Origin of the sequence: Escherichia sp. E4702, assembly GCF_963883545.1 — a bacterium.
GTDB lineage: Bacteria > Pseudomonadota > Gammaproteobacteria > Enterobacterales > Enterobacteriaceae > Escherichia.
On the sequence record NZ_CAWORF010000036.1, the window covers coordinates 46,370 to 63,182 of the forward strand.

The 16,813-nt window shown below is 49.8% G+C and carries 14 protein-coding genes; 10 read left to right on the forward strand and 4 right to left on the reverse strand.

Features of this window, described 5'->3' with window-relative positions; all coding sequences use genetic code 11:
- Positions 1-11 precede the first annotated feature (11 nt).
- Positions 12-1,061, reverse strand: coding sequence for a nitrogen regulation protein NR(II) (gene glnL, locus AACU94_RS21415; protein ID WP_000190577.1), 1,050 nt, complete (start codon positions 1,059-1,061; stop codon positions 12-14).
- A gap of 174 nt (positions 1,062-1,235) precedes the next feature.
- Complete coding sequence (gene glnA, locus AACU94_RS21420; RefSeq protein ID WP_001271717.1) at positions 1,236-2,645, reverse strand: glutamate--ammonia ligase; 1,410 nt, start codon at positions 2,643-2,645, stop codon at positions 1,236-1,238.
- Between the two features lie 372 nt (positions 2,646-3,017).
- Here glnA and typA point away from each other — a divergent pair, with 372 nt between their 5' ends.
- The 4 genes from typA (at position 3,018) to AACU94_RS21440 (ending at position 8,123) form a co-directional block, all read left to right on the forward strand.
- Entirely contained in the window at positions 3,018-4,841 is a 1,824-nt protein-coding gene (gene typA / locus AACU94_RS21425) for a ribosome-dependent GTPase TypA (RefSeq protein ID WP_001514692.1), read from the forward strand.
- A gap of 216 nt (positions 4,842-5,057) precedes the next feature.
- The gene (locus AACU94_RS21430) at positions 5,058-5,768 is read left to right on the forward strand and encodes a GntR family transcriptional regulator (protein WP_000147433.1); all 711 of its coding nucleotides are present in this window, start codon (positions 5,058-5,060) and stop codon (positions 5,766-5,768) included.
- 7 nt (positions 5,769-5,775) lie between these two features.
- Positions 5,776-6,756, forward strand: a complete 981-nt coding sequence (locus tag AACU94_RS21435) for a sugar phosphate isomerase/epimerase family protein (protein ID WP_130216175.1) — start codon at positions 5,776-5,778, stop codon at positions 6,754-6,756.
- A gap of 101 nt (positions 6,757-6,857) precedes the next feature.
- A complete protein-coding gene (locus AACU94_RS21440) occupies positions 6,858-8,123 on the forward strand; it encodes an MFS transporter (protein WP_000956318.1) in 1,266 nt (421 codons plus the stop codon).
- Positions 8,124-8,233: 110 nt separating this feature from the next.
- On the opposite strand, the gene AACU94_RS21445 is transcribed toward AACU94_RS21440, so the two are convergent.
- Together AACU94_RS21445 and AACU94_RS21450 are read right to left on the reverse strand one after the other, a co-directional pair.
- Positions 8,234-9,022 (reverse strand): DeoR/GlpR family DNA-binding transcription regulator, encoded by a 789-nt coding sequence (locus AACU94_RS21445; RefSeq protein ID WP_000022286.1) that lies wholly within the window; start codon positions 9,020-9,022, stop codon positions 8,234-8,236.
- A gap of 39 nt (positions 9,023-9,061) precedes the next feature.
- Positions 9,062-9,958: a sugar kinase gene (locus AACU94_RS21450; RefSeq protein WP_135488573.1), complete on the reverse strand. Its 897-nt coding sequence runs from the start codon at positions 9,956-9,958 to the stop codon at positions 9,062-9,064.
- Positions 9,959-10,130: 172 nt separating this feature from the next.
- On the opposite strand from AACU94_RS21450, the gene yihU reads away from it, so the two are divergent.
- The 6 genes from yihU (at position 10,131) to AACU94_RS21480 (ending at position 16,795) form a co-directional block, all read left to right on the forward strand.
- Positions 10,131-11,009, forward strand: a complete 879-nt coding sequence (gene yihU / locus AACU94_RS21455) for a sulfolactaldehyde 3-reductase (protein WP_059275685.1) — start codon at positions 10,131-10,133, stop codon at positions 11,007-11,009.
- 24 nt (positions 11,010-11,033) lie between these two features.
- Positions 11,034-11,921, forward strand: coding sequence for an aldolase (locus tag AACU94_RS21460; RefSeq protein WP_135488574.1), 888 nt, complete (start codon positions 11,034-11,036; stop codon positions 11,919-11,921).
- A gap of 32 nt (positions 11,922-11,953) precedes the next feature.
- Entirely contained in the window at positions 11,954-12,964 is a 1,011-nt protein-coding gene (locus AACU94_RS21465) for a zinc-dependent alcohol dehydrogenase (protein WP_135488575.1), read from the forward strand.
- Positions 12,965-13,033: 69 nt separating this feature from the next.
- Positions 13,034-14,467, forward strand: a complete 1,434-nt coding sequence (locus AACU94_RS21470; protein ID WP_130258783.1) for an MFS transporter — start codon at positions 13,034-13,036, stop codon at positions 14,465-14,467.
- Positions 14,468-14,568: 101 nt separating this feature from the next.
- A complete protein-coding gene (locus AACU94_RS21475; protein WP_135488688.1) occupies positions 14,569-15,918 on the forward strand; it encodes an MFS transporter in 1,350 nt (449 codons plus the stop codon).
- Positions 15,908-16,795: an aldose 1-epimerase gene (locus AACU94_RS21480; protein ID WP_135488576.1), complete on the forward strand. Its 888-nt coding sequence runs from the start codon at positions 15,908-15,910 to the stop codon at positions 16,793-16,795. The genes AACU94_RS21475 and AACU94_RS21480 overlap by 11 nt, the downstream gene beginning before the upstream one ends.
- The last annotated feature ends 18 nt before the right edge of the window (positions 16,796-16,813 follow it).

Here is a 16,813-nt window from a genome sequence, read left to right on the forward strand (position 1 = left end):
AAACGTCACCTTTATTTCCTGATAGGCAGGTAAACCGAGAACTCGGTATGACCTGGCCAACTGGTAAATTCAATTTTGCCTGAATGCTGATCAATCAAATTACGGGCGATGGATAAGCCAAGCCCGGTGCCACCTTCGCGGCCGCTGACCATCGGGTAAAACAGCGTATCCTGCAAATGAGGCGGAATGCCCGGCCCGTTGTCTTCCACATCAATCCGCGCCGCCAGCCGATAGCGTTCGCCGTGTAAGGTCAGTTGAAACGCGGTGCGGGTACGCAGAATGATTTCACCACCTTCCGGCCCCAGCGCCTGTAGCGCATTGCGCACAATATTCAGCAGCACTTGCTCAATTTGATCCGGGTCGTGCGCCAGTTCCGGCAGGCTGGGGTCGTAATCACGAATCAACCGCACGTTGTCCGGCAGTTCCATCGACACCAGCGTCACCACGCGTTCAGCCACTTTGTGAATACTTTCGGTAACGCGCGTACCGGGCAGCTGCGGCCCCAACAGACGGTCGACCAGATTTCGCAGCCGGTCCGCCTGTTCGATAATCACTTTGGTATATTCCAGCAGCGACGGGTCAGGTAACGCTTTGCTGAGCAGCTGCGCCGCGCCACGTAAACCGCCAAGCGGATTTTTAATCTCATGCGCCAGGCCGCGCACTAAATCACGGGCAGCAACCTGCTGGGCGTGCTGTAGCTGTTCCTGACTTAAGCGGCGCTGGTTATCCATCGGTGCCATCTCCAGCAGGATCATGCCGTCTGGCATGCGCTGAGCCGTCACAGAAAGGATATGCGAGCGACCGTCGATGACCAGCGTCACTTCGTTATCGGTAAAACCTTGCCCCGCCTCCAGACTTTCTTGCATCAGCTCGATATTTAATGAGAAGTAGCTCAATAGTTCCGGTAACGGTGTACCAAACAATTTGCGGGAGCTTTGGGCGAGCAGTTGTTGCGCGGCGGGGTTGGCGTAATGGATCGCCAGGTTGTCATCAATTAACAAAATACTGTTAATCAGCGAGTTGAGGATCTGCCCAGCATCGGGCTGCGTGCCTGTTGCCATAAAGCAGTCTCCTGAACAGGTTGCACCATTTTAGTGCATTATAGCTTTTTACGGATAAAAAGCGCGAAGCATCACAGAAGTTACGGAGAAAAAAGCCCATGCAGAGATGGGCTGAAAGTTTCCACGGCAACTAAATCCCGGCGTTGTTCGCGCCGGGTAGTACAACTTCAACTATTAGACGCTGTAGTACAGCTCAAACTCTACCGGATGCGGAGTCATACGCACGCGGTCATCTTCTTCGCGACGCAGAGCGATGTACGCATCGATCGCTTCATCAGTGAACACGCCACCGGCTTTCAGGAACTCGCGGTCCAGATCCAGTTCGTTCAGTGCTTCTTCCAGAGAGCCTGCAACCTGTGGGATCTCTTTCGCTTCTTCTGGCGGCAGGTCATACAGGTTTTTGTCCATGGCTTCGCCCGGATGGATCTTGTTTTTGATGCCATCAAGACCGGCCATCAGCAGGGCAGCAAAGCACAGGTACGGGTTAGCCGCCGGGTCCGGGAAACGCACTTCGATACGACGCGCTTTCGGAGAAGAAACCACCGGAATACGGATAGACGCAGAACGGTTACGCGCAGAGTAAGCCAGCATTACCGGTGCTTCGTAGCCCGGGACCAGACGCTTGTAAGAGTTGGTGGTCGGGTTTGCCAGGGCGTTAATTGCTTTAGCGTGTTTGATTACGCCGCCAATGTAGTACAGCGCCTGTTCAGACAGACCTGCGTATTTGTCGCCCGCGAACAGGTTAACGCCGTTTTTAGACAGCGACATGTGGCAGTGCATACCGGAGCCGTTATCACCGAACATCGGTTTTGGCATAAAGGTCGCGGTTTTGCCGAAGCGGTGCGCTACGTTGTGCACAACATATTTGTAGATCTGAATTTCGTCAGCTTTTTTGGTCATGGTATTGAAGCGGGTAGCCACTTCGTTCTGACCCGCAGTCGCTACTTCGTGGTGATGGGCTTCAACCACCAGACCCATCTGTTCCATCACCAGACACATTTCAGAACGGATATCCTGAGCAGAATCTACCGGAGGCACCGGGAAGTAACCGCCTTTCACTGCCGGACGGTGACCTTTGTTACCACCTTCGTATTGGGTGGAGGAGTTCCATGCGCCTTCGATATCGTCGATAGCAACGTGAGAACCGGAGATAGATGATCCGAAACGGATGTCATCGAACAGGAAGAATTCAGGTTCTGGCCCGAACAGTACGGTGTCGGCAATGCCAGTGGAACGCAGGTAATCTTCGGCGCGCTTCGCAATAGAGCGCGGGTCACGGTCATAGCCTTGCAGGGTGCCAGGTTCAAGGATGTCGCAACGGATAATCAGGGTGGAGTCGGCGAAGAACGGGTCAATCACTGCAGTGGATGCGTCTGGCATCAGCACCATGTCGGATTCGTTAATGCCTTTCCAGCCGCCAATCGAGGAGCCGTCAAACATTTTGCCTTCTTCGAAGAATTCAGCATTCACCTGATGAGCAGGGATAGTGACGTGCTGTTCTTTACCTTTGGTATCGGTGAAGCGCAAATCAACAAACTTCACTTCGTGCTCGTTCAGCATCGTCAGTACGTGTTCAGCGGACATACTTTAACTCTCCTGGATTGGTCATTGTCGTCGTGGTAACGAAATCTGCAATTATTTTGGCCGTGTCGCCGTAAAAAAGATAAAGCGAAAACTGTGCCAACTTTTAAATTGCCCCTAAAAGGCGTTATCATGCTTAACATCGTGCAAAAGGGCTGCACCATGATGTGAATGTTGCACCAATATAGTGCTTCAATGGAAACATTAAGCACCATGTTGGTGCAATGACCTTTGGATAACCCTTTTTATGCTCCGTGAAAGCGATCACAAAGGGACTCTGCAATACTTGTTTGCGGAGGATGTTTGTGATCCTGTTTTGTAGTGCGATTAATCCGTGTACAATAACGCGCTATTTCTAATGCCTGAGGCAAAGTTGTGATCGAAAAATTGCGTAATATCGCCATCATCGCGCACGTCGACCATGGTAAAACCACCCTGGTAGACAAGCTGCTCCAACAATCCGGTACGTTCGACTCTCGTGCCGAAACCCAAGAGCGCGTGATGGACTCCAACGATTTGGAGAAAGAGCGTGGGATTACCATCCTCGCGAAAAACACCGCTATCAAATGGAATGATTACCGTATCAATATCGTTGATACCCCGGGGCACGCCGACTTCGGTGGTGAAGTTGAACGTGTAATGTCCATGGTAGACTCAGTGCTGCTGGTGGTTGACGCATTTGACGGCCCGATGCCGCAAACGCGCTTCGTAACCAAAAAAGCGTTTGCTTACGGCCTGAAGCCGATTGTTGTTATCAACAAAGTTGACCGCCCTGGCGCGCGTCCTGACTGGGTTGTGGATCAGGTATTCGACCTGTTCGTAAACCTCGACGCGACCGACGAGCAGCTGGACTTCCCGATCGTTTACGCTTCTGCGCTGAACGGTATCGCGGGTCTGGACCACGAAGATATGGCGGAAGACATGACCCCGCTGTATCAGGCGATTATTGACCACGTTCCTGCGCCGGACGTTGACCTTGACGGTCCGTTCCAGATGCAGATTTCTCAGCTCGATTACAACAGCTATGTTGGTGTTATCGGCATTGGCCGCATCAAGCGCGGTAAAGTGAAGCCGAACCAGCAAGTTACTATCATCGATAGCGAAGGCAAAACCCGCAACGCTAAAGTCGGTAAAGTGCTGGGCCACCTCGGTCTGGAACGTATCGAAACCGATCTGGCGGAAGCTGGCGATATCGTGGCGATCACGGGCCTGGGCGAACTGAACATTTCTGACACCGTTTGCGACACGCAAAACGTTGAAGCGCTGCCGGCACTCTCCGTTGATGAGCCGACCGTTTCTATGTTCTTCTGCGTTAACACCTCGCCGTTCTGCGGTAAAGAAGGTAAGTTCGTAACGTCTCGTCAGATCCTGGATCGTCTGAACAAAGAACTGGTACACAACGTTGCGCTGCGCGTAGAAGAAACCGAAGACGCCGATGCGTTCCGCGTTTCTGGTCGTGGCGAACTGCACCTGTCTGTTCTGATCGAAAACATGCGTCGTGAAGGTTTCGAACTGGCGGTATCCCGTCCGAAAGTTATCTTCCGTGAAATCGACGGTCGTAAACAAGAGCCGTATGAAAACGTGACTCTGGACGTTGAAGAACAGCATCAGGGTTCTGTGATGCAGGCGCTGGGCGAACGTAAAGGCGACCTGAAAAACATGAATCCAGACGGTAAAGGCCGCGTACGTCTCGACTACGTGATCCCAAGCCGTGGTCTGATTGGCTTCCGTTCTGAGTTCATGACCATGACTTCCGGTACAGGTCTGCTGTACTCCACCTTCAGCCACTACGACGACGTTCGTCCGGGTGAAGTAGGTCAGCGTCAGAACGGCGTACTGATCTCTAACGGTCAGGGTAAAGCGGTAGCGTTCGCGCTGTTTGGTCTGCAGGATCGCGGTAAGCTGTTCCTCGGTCACGGTGCAGAAGTTTACGAAGGTCAGATTATCGGTATTCACAGCCGCTCTAACGACCTGACTGTAAACTGCCTGACCGGTAAGAAACTGACCAACATGCGTGCTTCCGGTACTGACGAAGCCGTTGTTCTGGTTCCGCCTATCCGCATGACTCTGGAACAAGCTCTGGAGTTCATCGATGATGACGAACTGGTAGAAGTGACTCCGACCTCTATCCGTATTCGTAAACGTCACCTGACGGAAAACGATCGTCGTCGCGCTAACCGCGCACCGAAAGACGATTAATTTCGTTTTTTAGTCATAAAAAACCTGCCAGCGATGGCAGGTTTTTTTTTGCCTGTCGTGAGCACTCACCAATGCGAGTATCTCCCTTATAAGTCTGTGGTTACGTCAATAGAGAGCTTTGTCACAATTATCTGCAAAGTCATACGCCGTTAATTGCTTTCTTTTTTGGCGTAAGCGTAAGATGCCTCATCTGGTTTAAACCAAAAGGATTAAACAATGACGGGAAATCAATCCACCGTAGAAAATGCAAAAGAGAAACTGGATCGGTGGTTAAAAGATGGCATCACTACGCCGGGTGGAAAACTCCCTTCAGAAAGAGAGCTGGGAGAGCTGCTGGGCATTAAACGTATGACGCTGCGCCAGGCGTTGCTGAACCTCGAGGCAGAATCCAAAATCTTCCGAAAGGATCGTAAAGGGTGGTTCGTGACTCAGCCGAGATTTAATTACAGCCCGGAGCTGTCGGCGAGCTTTCAGCGGGCCGCAATTGAGCAAGGGCGGGAACCTTCCTGGGGGTTTACCGAGAAAAGCCGTACCAGCGACATTCCCCAGACGCTTGCGCCACTGATTGCAGTGACGCCATCAACCGAACTCTATCGTATTACCGGCTGGGGGGCGCTGGAAGGACATAAAGTTTTCTATCACGAAACATATATTAATCCTGAAGTTGCCCCAGGTTTTATTGAACAACTTGAAAACCACTCATTTTCTGCAGTCTGGGAAAAGTGCTACCAAAAAGAGACGGTAGTAAAAAAATTGATTTTCAAACCCGTCAGAATGCCGGGCGATATCAGCAAGTATCTTGGCGGTTCTGCGGGTATGCCAGCGATCTTAATTGAAAAGCATCGCGCCGACCAGCAAGGCAATATTGTCCAGATAGATATTGAATATTGGCGATTTGAGGCCGTAGACCTCATCATTAATCTGTAGGTGTTTTATGGTGACAACAAATAACGCAAGAAAGATTCTACAACGTGTCGATACTCTTCCTCTTTATTTACATGCTTATGCCTTTCATTTAAATATGCGGCTGGAAAGAGTATTGCCTGCTGATTTACTTGATATCGCGAGTGAAAATAATCTGCGGGGCGTCAAAATTCATGTTCTGGATGGCGAGCGTTTTTCTCTTGGCAATATGGACGATAAAGAACTCTCTGCCTTTGGTGATAAAGCCCGCCGTCTGAACCTTGATATTCATATTGAAACCAGCGCCTCAGATAAGGCATCTATTGACGAAGCCGTCGCCATCGCGTTGAAAACTGGGGCATCGTCCGTACGTTTTTATCCACGTTATGAAGGTAATTTGCGCGACGTATTATCGATCATCGCTAACGACATTGCCTATGTACGGGAAACGTATCAGGACAGCGGCCTGACCTTTACGATCGAGCAGCATGAAGATTTAAAAAGCCATGAGCTGGTGTCGCTGGTCAAAGAAAGTGAGATGGAGTCTCTTTCCTTACTGTTTGATTTTGCGAACATGATCAATGCAAATGAGCATCCCATCGACGCTTTAAAAACGATGGCGCCACATATTACCCAGGTGCATATCAAAGATGCATTGATTGTTAAAGAACAGGGTGGTCTGGGCCATAAAGCCTGTATTTCAGGTCAGGGAGATATGCCATTCAAAGCGTTATTAACGCACCTTATCTGCCTGGGCGATGATGAGCCGCAGGTGACGGCATATGGCCTGGAAGAAGAGGTTGATTATTATGCTCCGGCGTTCCGCTTTGAAGACGAAGATGATAATCCGTGGATCCCTTATCGCCAGATGAGTGAAACACCACTACCAGAAAATCATTTACTGGATGCGCGGTTACGTAAAGAAAAAGAAGATGCGATTAATCAGATAAATCATGTGCGTAACGTACTACAACAAATCAAACAAGAGGCAAGCCATCTTCTGAACCACTAATAAGTTTTAACTCATACGCAGTTAATAAAACCATTCCATAAGAATGGTCGATATCTTATTGCCTTTAAAACAGTGATTTTAAAAATCGCTTAGGGGATGTTATGCTCACGAAAAAGAAATGGGCGTTATTTAGTCTATTAACACTGTGTGGCGGTACAATTTATAAATTACCGTCGCTGAAAGATGCGTTTTATATCCCGATGCAGGAATATTTCCATTTGACTAATGGTCAAATTGGTAATGCTATGTCGGTAAACTCATTTGTCACCACAGTGGGCTTTTTTCTGTCTATTTATTTTGCCGATAAACTACCGCGCAGATACACCATGTCATTCTCCCTCATTGCGACGGGATTACTGGGTGTTTATTTGACGACAATGCCGGGGTATTGGGGCATCCTCTTTGTCTGGGCGCTATTTGGCGTTACCTGCGACATGATGAACTGGCCTGTCTTGCTCAAGTCGGTAAGTCGATTGGGCAATAGCGAACAACAAGGTCGTTTGTTTGGCTTCTTCGAAACAGGGCGTGGCATTGTCGATACTGTGGTGGCATTTTCTGCGTTGGCAGTATTTACCTGGTTTGGCAGTGGCTTATTGGGCTTTAAAGCGGGTATCTGGTTCTATTCCCTTATTGTGATTGCCGTAGGCATTATTATTTTCTTTGTCCTGAATGACAAAGAAGAGGCACCGTCCGTTGAGGTGAAAAAAGAAGACGGAGCATCGCAAAACACCAGTATGACCTCGGTGCTGAAAGACAAAACTATCTGGCTTATCGCTTTCAACGTCTTCTTCGTTTACGCGGTTTACTGTGGCCTGACATTCTTCATTCCATTCCTGAAAAACATCTATCTATTGCCCGTTGCGCTGGTGGGGGCTTACGGCATCATTAACCAATACTGTCTGAAAATGATTGGTGGACCGATTGGTGGCATGATTTCAGATAAGATCCTGAAATCGCCGAGTAAATATCTATGCTACACCTTTATCATCAGTACCGCTGCGCTCGTACTGTTGATTATGCTGCCGCACGAAAGTATGCCGGTCTATTTAGGGATGGCATGTACGCTGGGCTTTGGCGCGATAGTCTTTACACAGCGAGCCGTATTTTTTGCACCTATCGGCGAAGCAAAAATTGCTGAAAATAAAACAGGCGCGGCGATGGCGTTGGGTAGCTTTATTGGTTACGCCCCGGCGATGTTCTGCTTCAGTCTGTATGGCTACATTCTGGATTTAAATCCGGGGATTATTGGCTACAAAATCGTGTTTGGCATTATGGCCTGCTTCGCATTCTGTGGTGCGGTGGTTTCCGTAATGCTGGTTAAGCGTATTAGTCAACGTAAGAAAGAGATGCTGGCGGCTGAAGCTTGATTAATGGCCGGATGTGCTTAATCCGGCCAACGAAAACCGTATCAACCGTAGGCCGCATCCGGCAAAATAAAATCCGCTGAATCCCCAGCGGATTTTTCGAAGTTTCAATTTCAGGAAACTTCCTGCTCGGCAACCACCAGTTCAACATTCTCTTCACTTAACAACTGGCAGAAAGAATTGGGAGGCGGGGCATCAGTAAAAAAAGCCCTGACATTCCGTGCATTGCCAATTGAAACGGCAGCAGACGCGGCAAACTTCGTATGATCTGCCACTAGCAATGTATTCCGCGCATGTTTAATCATCGTTCTCGCGACTAACGCTTCATTGACATCAAATTCCAGCAGGGTGCCGTCATGCTCAATGGCACCAATACTGGTGATTAAATAGTCTGCGCGAAAACCTTCAATAAAATCCACGGCTCCAGGGCCGATAATCCCACCGTTATGGGCGCGTAAAGTGCCTCCCGGCACCATCACTTCAATATCCTGATTCTTATAAAGAATCTGTGCCACACGCAGGCTGTTAGTGATAATGCGTAAATCACGACGGTTGAGTAATGCCCTGGCAACGGCTTCTACGGTTGTACCGATGGTGATGAAGACAGTACAGCGTTCGGGAAGGTAATCGGCGACCGCCTCAGCGATCGCCCGTTTCTCGGCGGTTAGCGAAAGTTCCCGTTGCTCAAAAGCGGTATTCATGACGCTGGAGACGCGCCCGGCTCCTCCATGATGACGGGTGATCAACCCCTGCTCACTGAGTTTTCGGATATCCCGGCGCACGGTTTGCGTTGAAACATCCAGCAGTTGTGCCAGTTCTTCAATATTCATATAACCGCGTTCTGCGATTAGATGAACGAGTTGGTCATGGCGTGGATTACCTGTCACTTCGATGATACTCATGAATACTCCCTTGCCCCTCCTCGGTAGATGTTTACCATTTTACGCATAAAGTGACAAAAATGATTCGGTTTGCTCACGATTAGGAATGCCAGCCCGACCGCCAGGCTGGGTACATTTCATCGCGGCAACCGCACTGGCAAAACGAATAGCCTCTTTTGTTGGTATTTTTTCTGCCAACGCTACCGCGAGTGCACCGTGAAAAACATCGCCTGCTCCAGTGGTATCAACCACATTGACAGAAAATGCCTCCTGTTGACACAAATGATCATCTTCAATCCACAACGAACCTTCAGAACCCAGCGTGACATACACTTTACCTGCTGTTTGTGTCGTTGCCTGGTACAAGCTTTCTTCAGGTGACTGAAGGCCAGTCATACGTTTCAGCCCTGGCGTAGAGAAAACGGCGTGATCGGCAAGCGCGACAAGTGGAGAAATATCCTGCGGTGTCATATCGGCGTCTAAAAGTGTTGTCACACCCGCAAGGCGCGCTAGCGAGAATGCTTTTTCAGTACCGCTATGCCAGCGAACATCGGCCAGAATCAGATCATAACGAGAGAAATCGATCGCTTCTAACCATTCGGCATCAGTACCGAGATCGGGACTTGGATAATTAACGATAATCCGTTCGCCATGCTGATCAACGAGGATCGCTGATTGCGACGAACGGGCGTTAGGATATCGGCGGCAAAATGCGGTATTGACGCCCCAACCCTTAAGTTCTGCAAGTAAGGTATTTCCACAACTGTCATCGCCGACGCGACCGATGAAATCAACCTCCACGCCAAGTTTTGCGATTGCAACAGCGGCTGTTGCTGCCGGGCCGCCACCAATCTCAAGATAATGATTTTCCTGATATTTCCCGCCGCCCTCCGGCAGAGTGGGCAAAGAATAAATCCTGTCCTGAACTGTGATACCCACGCATGCAATTCTGGTCATATTTGTCTTGTCCTGTTTAATTTTGTCGTCTTCGGTCAATTTAAATGACACAAATGATCAAATTAGTGATGTGTGTCGTGTTTCTGAACATAAATTACAAATATGCTCAAAAACAGACGAAAACGAATTTTCAATTGTCATTATTTTGTCAATGTCAGACAGGAGAGCATTCATGGCAACCATTGCATTTCTCGGGCTGGGGCAGATGGGTAGCCCAATGGCTAACAATCTATTGCAAAAAGGGCATTCATTGCAGGTATTTGATGTCAATGCACAGGCCGTCGATGCGCTAGTTACGCAGGGGGCCACTGCGGCACAAACCCCAGCGGAAGCGGCAGCAGGCGCTGAATTTATCATCACTATGCTTCCCAATGGGGACATTGTTCGACAGGTGCTGTTGGGGGAAAAAGGCGTCTGTGAAACTGTTTCATCTGACGCGTTAGTGATTGATATGTCGACTATTCATCCCTTACAGACCGATGCATTAATACGGGAATTACAAGAAAAAGGCATCAATATGATGGACGCCCCCGTGGGCAGAACGTCCGTGAATGCGATTGATGGCACATTGCTGATTTTAGCGGGTGGCACTGATGAGCAGATTGCGCGTGCACGCCCGATTCTCATGTGCATGGGTAATGAGCTGGTCGAGGCTGGCGGCCCAGGAATGGGGATCCGCGTGAAGCTAATTAACAACTATATGAGCATTGCGCTTAATGCGCTGTCCTCCGAAGCCGCTGTGTTATGTGAGTCACTGGGATTAAATCTTGATGTCGCAATTAAGGTGATGAGTGGTACGGCAGCAGGGAAAGGACATTTTACGACCACCTGGCCTGGCAAAGTGCTGAAAGGCGATCTTTCTCCCGCCTTCATGGTGGACCTGGCATTGAAAGATCTGCGTATTGCAGTTGACGTCGCTCGGGAAACGGGGGCGCCGCTCAATATGGGGATTGCAGCAGAAAGTTATTACGCCGCAGCAAGCCAAGACGGCAAAGGGCGGCAGGACTGGAGCGCCCTGCTAAATCAGGTTCGCCAGCAGGCTGGTCTTTAATTTTATCTATTAACAGGAGTTTCTATGTCATCCCACTTCACCCCATACACGCTGAAAGATATCTCCCGCCCAGGTGGTGGATTCGCTATGTTAGCTGTCGATCAGCGTGAAGCCATGCGCCTGATGTTTGCGGCAGCAGGGCAGCCAAAACCCATCGCCGACAGTGTACTCACCGATTTTAAAGTTGCCGCGACCCGAATCCTTTCTCCTTATGCTTCTGCCGTTCTGGCGGATACACAATTTTGTCTTGAGCAAATAGTCGAGCAGGGCGCTGTGGCTAATTCTTGCGGCCTGATTGTCGCTGCCGATCTTTTTATTCCTGGTAATGGCATCCCGGTTGATAGCGTTGAAATAGATATGTCCGTCGACCCGCATAAAGCCCGTGAAATGGGGGCTAAGGCAATGAAATTACTTGTACTCTGGCGTGAAGATGAACCAGCAGAGGAACGTCTGGCAATGGTTGATAAATTTGTTCGTCGCTGCCGTAGTGCCGGGCTGGTTAGCATTATTGAACCTGTGGTGCGTCCACCTCGTCGCGGTTGGGACTTTGATCGTGAAAGCGCCATTGTTGCCGCTGCCGCAGAGCTTGGTGGAACAGAGGCTGATCTTTACAAAGCCGAGATGCCATTAGGGGGCAAAGGCGATGAAAAAACCTTACTTGCCGCCTGTCAGAAACTTAACGATCAGATGAAGATGCCGTGGGTAATTCTTTCTTCTGGCGTTGATGCCGATATTTTTGGCCGCGCAGTCAGTATTGCCATGAAAGGTGGTGCGTCGGGCTTCCTGGCTGGACGAGCGGTTTGGGCGTCGGTTGTTGGTGCACAAGATCCACAAACTATGCTGCGCGATGTCTCCGTTCCACGCTTGCAACGGCTGGCTGAAATTGTCGATGAAGGTATCGCGCAACGCTAATCCCCTATGGATATCGATTCTGGAGAATAACAATGGATAAAATTACCCAGGTTTTATTTTCAGATATTGGGAAAGTCACCACTCAATATGTTGAAGTACCACACCAGGAACTTAAACCGCACGAAGTACGGATTGCGCCCGTGTTCTACGGGATATGCGGTTCGGATCTGCATGTTCTGAAAGGCGGTCATCCGTTTGCCAAACCGCCTGTCGTCCCCGGTCATGAAATTGCAGCGCGTGTTACGGAAGTGGGCAGCGACGTTAAAAATGTACAGCCGGGCGATCATGTTGTGGTCGATCCCATCATGGCTTGCATGGAATGCCGAGCCTGCAAAGCAGGACGTTTTAATCTTTGTGAACCACCGCAGGTTGCCGGTTTTCGCGCGCCGGGCTTTGCTCGCTCACAGCACATTGTTCCTGCGCGTAATTGCCATGTTGCACCAGCCTCTTTACCGCTAAAAGTGTTGGCCTTTGCCGAACCGGCGGCTTGTGCTCGCCATTGCGTTAACCGGATGCCGAAGACTTCTCTGGAAAGCGTACTGGTTATTGGTGCCGGAACGATTGGCTTATCCATCGTGCAGGCACTGCGCATTATGGGAGCAGGGAAGATCACCGTGATTGAACCTGACGCTGCCAAACGCGCCCTGGCGTTAAAGCTGGGCGCAGCAGAAGTTTGGGCTCCAGGGGAACTGGCCGCAGATGTGCGATTTACGGGGGCGATTGATGTTGTTGCAGCGCAGGCCACGCTTAATGATGCCTGTACCCGTGTGTATGCCGGAGGCACCGTCGTGTGCATGGGCGTACCGAGTGGGCCGCGTGAAATACCGCTACCGATGATGCAACGTTTCGAGCGTGACTTGCTCAACTCTGGCATGTACATCCCTGAAGATTTCGATGCCGTTATCGAATGGCTGGCGGATGGGCGGTTTGATACCAGTGAACTGGTTACCGATTTATTTGCCATTGAGGATGCAGCGGCAGCGTTCGAACGTGCGCAGCAAAATGATTCCATAAAAGTCATGCTGCAATTTGCGCCGGAATGATTTTCTAAATCTCTGTCTGGCGCTGCGCCACGCTAGCGCCACCCTACAACAATTAAAAAGGACACTGCGATGAGTCAAATCACCAGTCCTGCAACTTATTCAATTAGTCGGCCACAGGACGTAATTGATATTGTTAATAAGAACTCTGCAATCAACACCAGCATCGGCGTTATTTTTATCGCTTTAGGCGGCATATTGATTGATGCCTACCAGGCGGCGATGGTGGGGTTTGGTAATAAATACATTGCCGCTCAATTTGGCATTTCGCCGGGCCTTGCCGCAACCGTTAATGCGTCAGTATTAATCGCCGCGTTAATTGGCGGTTTATTAGCGAACCGAGTAATAAACCGCTTTGGGCAAAAGCGGGCATTTATTATTGGCATGGGGCTGTGCACCATCGGGGCTGCTGCGGTAGCTATTGCGCCCAGTATCTGGTGGGTACTGGTGTGCCGCGTCATCATGGGCTTTGGCTTAGGCATCGACTTCCCTTTGGCAACCAATGCCGTGGCAGAGCTTCGTGGTTCAACGTCGAAGAAAACCGGAACGTCGGTCAACCTCTGGCAAATGGCCTGGTATGTTTCGACAACCGTTGTTTATTTGGTGCTTTTGCCGCTGCTTCTGTCGGGTATCGCTGAAGAACAATTGTGGCGTTACGGAATATTCATCGGAGCTATTTTCGCAGTCATCTTCATGGTTTTGCGTTACTTCTTTATTGGTGAATCCGCAATGTGGGCAGCACGCGTCGGGCGTTACCAGGAAGCCTGCGACATTCTGGGAAAACGTTATGGTGTTCAGGCTCGCGTTGCGGCACCGGGTACAGCAGAAGCCAGATCTTCGCAAAAAGCAGAGAGTAAATACAGTGGTGGATATGGCATCTTATTTAATGATCGTTACCGCAAACGCACCATTCTTGGCTGTGTCGTGGCAACCATGCAGGCGTGGCAATATAACGCCGTAGGTGTTTATCTTCCTCTTACGTTGGCGGGAATAATAAGTGGCGGGCTTACTGGTGCGTTGACGGGTTCTGCCGTCGTGAATGCCCTTTGTGGGGTGACTGGCGGGATGATCGGCTCGTTTATTCTCCAACGACTGGGTACTCGCCGACAATCGATGTATGGATTTGCCGTTGTGACCTTAGCATTACTGTCGTTAGGTGCGCTGGCAACGACTAACCCCTGGCTGTCTTTAGGGTTATTGGGATCAATTATTTTCTTCCATTCAGCGGGTCCTGGTGGGCTGGGTATGACCATTGCCACACTCTCTTATCCTCCTGCTATTCGCCCTACAGGGGTCGGATTTGCCCGCGCGATTATGCGCACCGGTGCGATTGCCGGGCTTATTTTCTGGCCGATGCTGTGGGGGGCGTTGAAAACTGAAGCGTTTTACTGGTTGGCAATTGTGCCATTCCTGGGATTCCTGACCTGCGTATTGATTAATTGGGAACCTTTGGGGGCGAATGTGGATGCCGAAGACGCGGAAGTTCTGGCGGAATTGAACAAATAAACATAACGCGTATCGGCATCGGGCCGATGCGCGTATTTATCAGACTGCCCACTTTGTAGTGGGTTATTCCCCAATTTCTCGCCGACCAGGAGAGGAAAATGATGTCTGAAACGTTACCCACACCGCGAGAAGGACTTTCCGGTAAAGCCATGAGACGTGTCGTAATGGGCAGTTTCGCGGGCGCGTTGATGGAATGGTATGACTTCTTTATTTTTGGCACGGCAGCAGGGCTGGTATTTGCTCCGCTTTTTTTCCCGAACAGCGATCCTTTTATAGGTCTTATAGCCTCCTTTGCGACCTTTGGCGTTGGTTTTTTGACTCGTCCCTTAGGTGGCATCGTCTTTGGCCATTTTGGCGATAAAATTGGGCGAAAAATAACACTTATCTGGACACTGGCTATTGTCGGTTGCTCCACATTTTTGATTGGTTTTATTCCGACGTATCAGGAAATTGGGATCTGGGCACCGCTCATATTAATGGCGCTGCGTTTAATTCAGGGCTTTGGTCTTGGTGGCGAGTATGGCGGAGCGGCATTGATGACCATTGAATCTGCGCCCGAATCCCGGCGCGGTTTTTTAGGTTCGCTCCCACAAACGGCTGCATCAGTGGGGATTATGCTGGCAACCGGTGTTTTTGCGCTTTGTAACCATTTACTGACTCAGGAACAGTTTCTCTCCTGGGGATGGCGTATTCCGTTCTGGCTTTCTGCGGTGATGTTGATCGTTGGATTATTTATCCGCCTGCATACTGAGGAGACACTGGATTTTCAAAAGCAAAAAACGACGAATAATAAAGAAAAGTCTGTTCCTCCGTTGATTGAATTATTCAAAAAACATCCGCGAAATATTTTATTAGCGCTGGGCGCGAGGCTGGCGGAGAGTGTCTCTTCCAATATTATTAACGCCTTTGGTATTGTTTATATTTCCAGCCAATTAGCATTATCGCGAGATATTCCCCTGACGGGTATGTTGATTGCCTCGGCGATCGGTATTTTCAGTTGCCCATTGGTTGGATGGTTATCAGATCGTATAGGTCAAAAATGTCTGTATTTATCAGGCGCGGGATTTTGTGTCCTGTTCGCGTTTCCTTTCTTCTTATTGCTGGATAGTAAAAGTACGCTCATCATCTGGTGCAGTATGATCCTCGGCTATAACTTAGGCCCGACGATGATGTTCGCCGTGCAGCCGACACTCTTCACCCGCATGTTCGGCACCAAAGTACGATATACCGGCCTTTCTTTTGCCTATCAATTTTCCGCGATTCTTGGCGGATTAAGCCCTCTTATCGCCTCAAGTTTGCTGGCGCTAGGGGGAGGAAAGCCGTGGTATGTCGCTCTGTTATTATTTGCTGTCTCAGTTCTTTCTTTTGTTTGCGTCTGGCTGATTGAGCCGACTGATGAACAAGAAACCGCTTCTTACCGCTACATCAGGGAACAATCTCATGAAAACTGAACAGAAAAATGAACATCACCAGGCGCTACAGCTCGCATTTGACGCGCCCTGGCCTGGGCCTGTAGGAGAGTTAGTTACGCTGGAAAAAGGCAATATTCGCCTGCAGATTTATCCGCATGATGGTGCCAGGATAACCTCGTTACAGGCATTTGGTTCTGAAGTATTACGCCAATGGCAGCCGCAACGCAGAGCTTTTCAGTACGGCTGTTTTCCAATGGTGCCGTGGGCAGGGCGACTGGGGAACGCGACGCTGAATGCTGGTGGGCAATGTTATTCTTTACCCGCCAATAAACCACCGCATGCATTGCATGGTATGGCTTGTTATTCAACGTGGGAAATCATCGACAAAACAACAGATTCCCTGACTTTACGTATGCCCCTGGCTTCACCGTGGCCCTGGCAAGGGGAAGTGGTTCAGACTTTTTTGCTGGAGAATGATGCGCTGGTTTTGCAACTGGAAATCCATTCACATACCGATACATTCCCGGCCTCTGCAGGCTGGCATCCGTGGTTTGCGAAAAAGCTGACTCCGCAAAGTACAGAATCGTTGCAGGTGCTTTTTGATGCGGACTGGCAAGAAGAAGCGGGTAGTGATGAACTGCCAACAGGAAATCGCATCTCTCCTCAAGCCGGTCCCTGGGATGACTGTTTTGGTTTTTATGACGGGGTGAAGGTTAAGCTACTGTGGCCTGGTAAACTCGCGATGACCATGACTTCTTCTGCAAACAGTCTGGTGGTATTTGATAAACAGCCTGATGCTACCTGTGTTAATCCGCTTACCCAGGCACCTAACGCAATAAATTTAACGCCAGAATTGGTGATGCCAGAGAAGCCGCTGGTCATCGAAACTCGTTGGCAATTTACACCTGAATCTTAACCATTCATCTATTGCGAA

Excerpts from the sequence above, each read along its gene's own strand:
- glnL (WP_000190577.1), bottom strand. The coding sequence starts at position 1,061 with ATGGCAACAGGCACGCAGCCCGATGCTGGGCAGATCCTCAACTCGCTG.
- glnA (WP_001271717.1), bottom strand. The coding sequence starts at position 2,645 with ATGTCCGCTGAACACGTACTGACGATGCTGAACGAGCACGAAGTGAAG.
- AACU94_RS21430 (WP_000147433.1), top strand. The coding sequence starts at position 5,058 with ATGACGGGAAATCAATCCACCGTAGAAAATGCAAAAGAGAAACTGGAT.
- AACU94_RS21435 (WP_130216175.1), top strand. The coding sequence starts at position 5,776 with ATGGTGACAACAAATAACGCAAGAAAGATTCTACAACGTGTCGATACT.
- AACU94_RS21440 (WP_000956318.1), top strand. The coding sequence starts at position 6,858 with ATGCTCACGAAAAAGAAATGGGCGTTATTTAGTCTATTAACACTGTGT.
- AACU94_RS21445 (WP_000022286.1), bottom strand. The coding sequence starts at position 9,022 with ATGAGTATCATCGAAGTGACAGGTAATCCACGCCATGACCAACTCGTT.
- AACU94_RS21450 (WP_135488573.1), bottom strand. The coding sequence starts at position 9,958 with ATGACCAGAATTGCATGCGTGGGTATCACAGTTCAGGACAGGATTTAT.
- yihU (WP_059275685.1), top strand. The coding sequence starts at position 10,131 with ATGGCAACCATTGCATTTCTCGGGCTGGGGCAGATGGGTAGCCCAATG.
- AACU94_RS21460 (WP_135488574.1), top strand. The coding sequence starts at position 11,034 with ATGTCATCCCACTTCACCCCATACACGCTGAAAGATATCTCCCGCCCA.
- AACU94_RS21465 (WP_135488575.1), top strand. The coding sequence starts at position 11,954 with ATGGATAAAATTACCCAGGTTTTATTTTCAGATATTGGGAAAGTCACC.
- AACU94_RS21470 (WP_130258783.1), top strand. The coding sequence starts at position 13,034 with ATGAGTCAAATCACCAGTCCTGCAACTTATTCAATTAGTCGGCCACAG.
- AACU94_RS21475 (WP_135488688.1), top strand. The coding sequence starts at position 14,569 with ATGTCTGAAACGTTACCCACACCGCGAGAAGGACTTTCCGGTAAAGCC.
- AACU94_RS21480 (WP_135488576.1), top strand. The coding sequence starts at position 15,908 with ATGAAAACTGAACAGAAAAATGAACATCACCAGGCGCTACAGCTCGCA.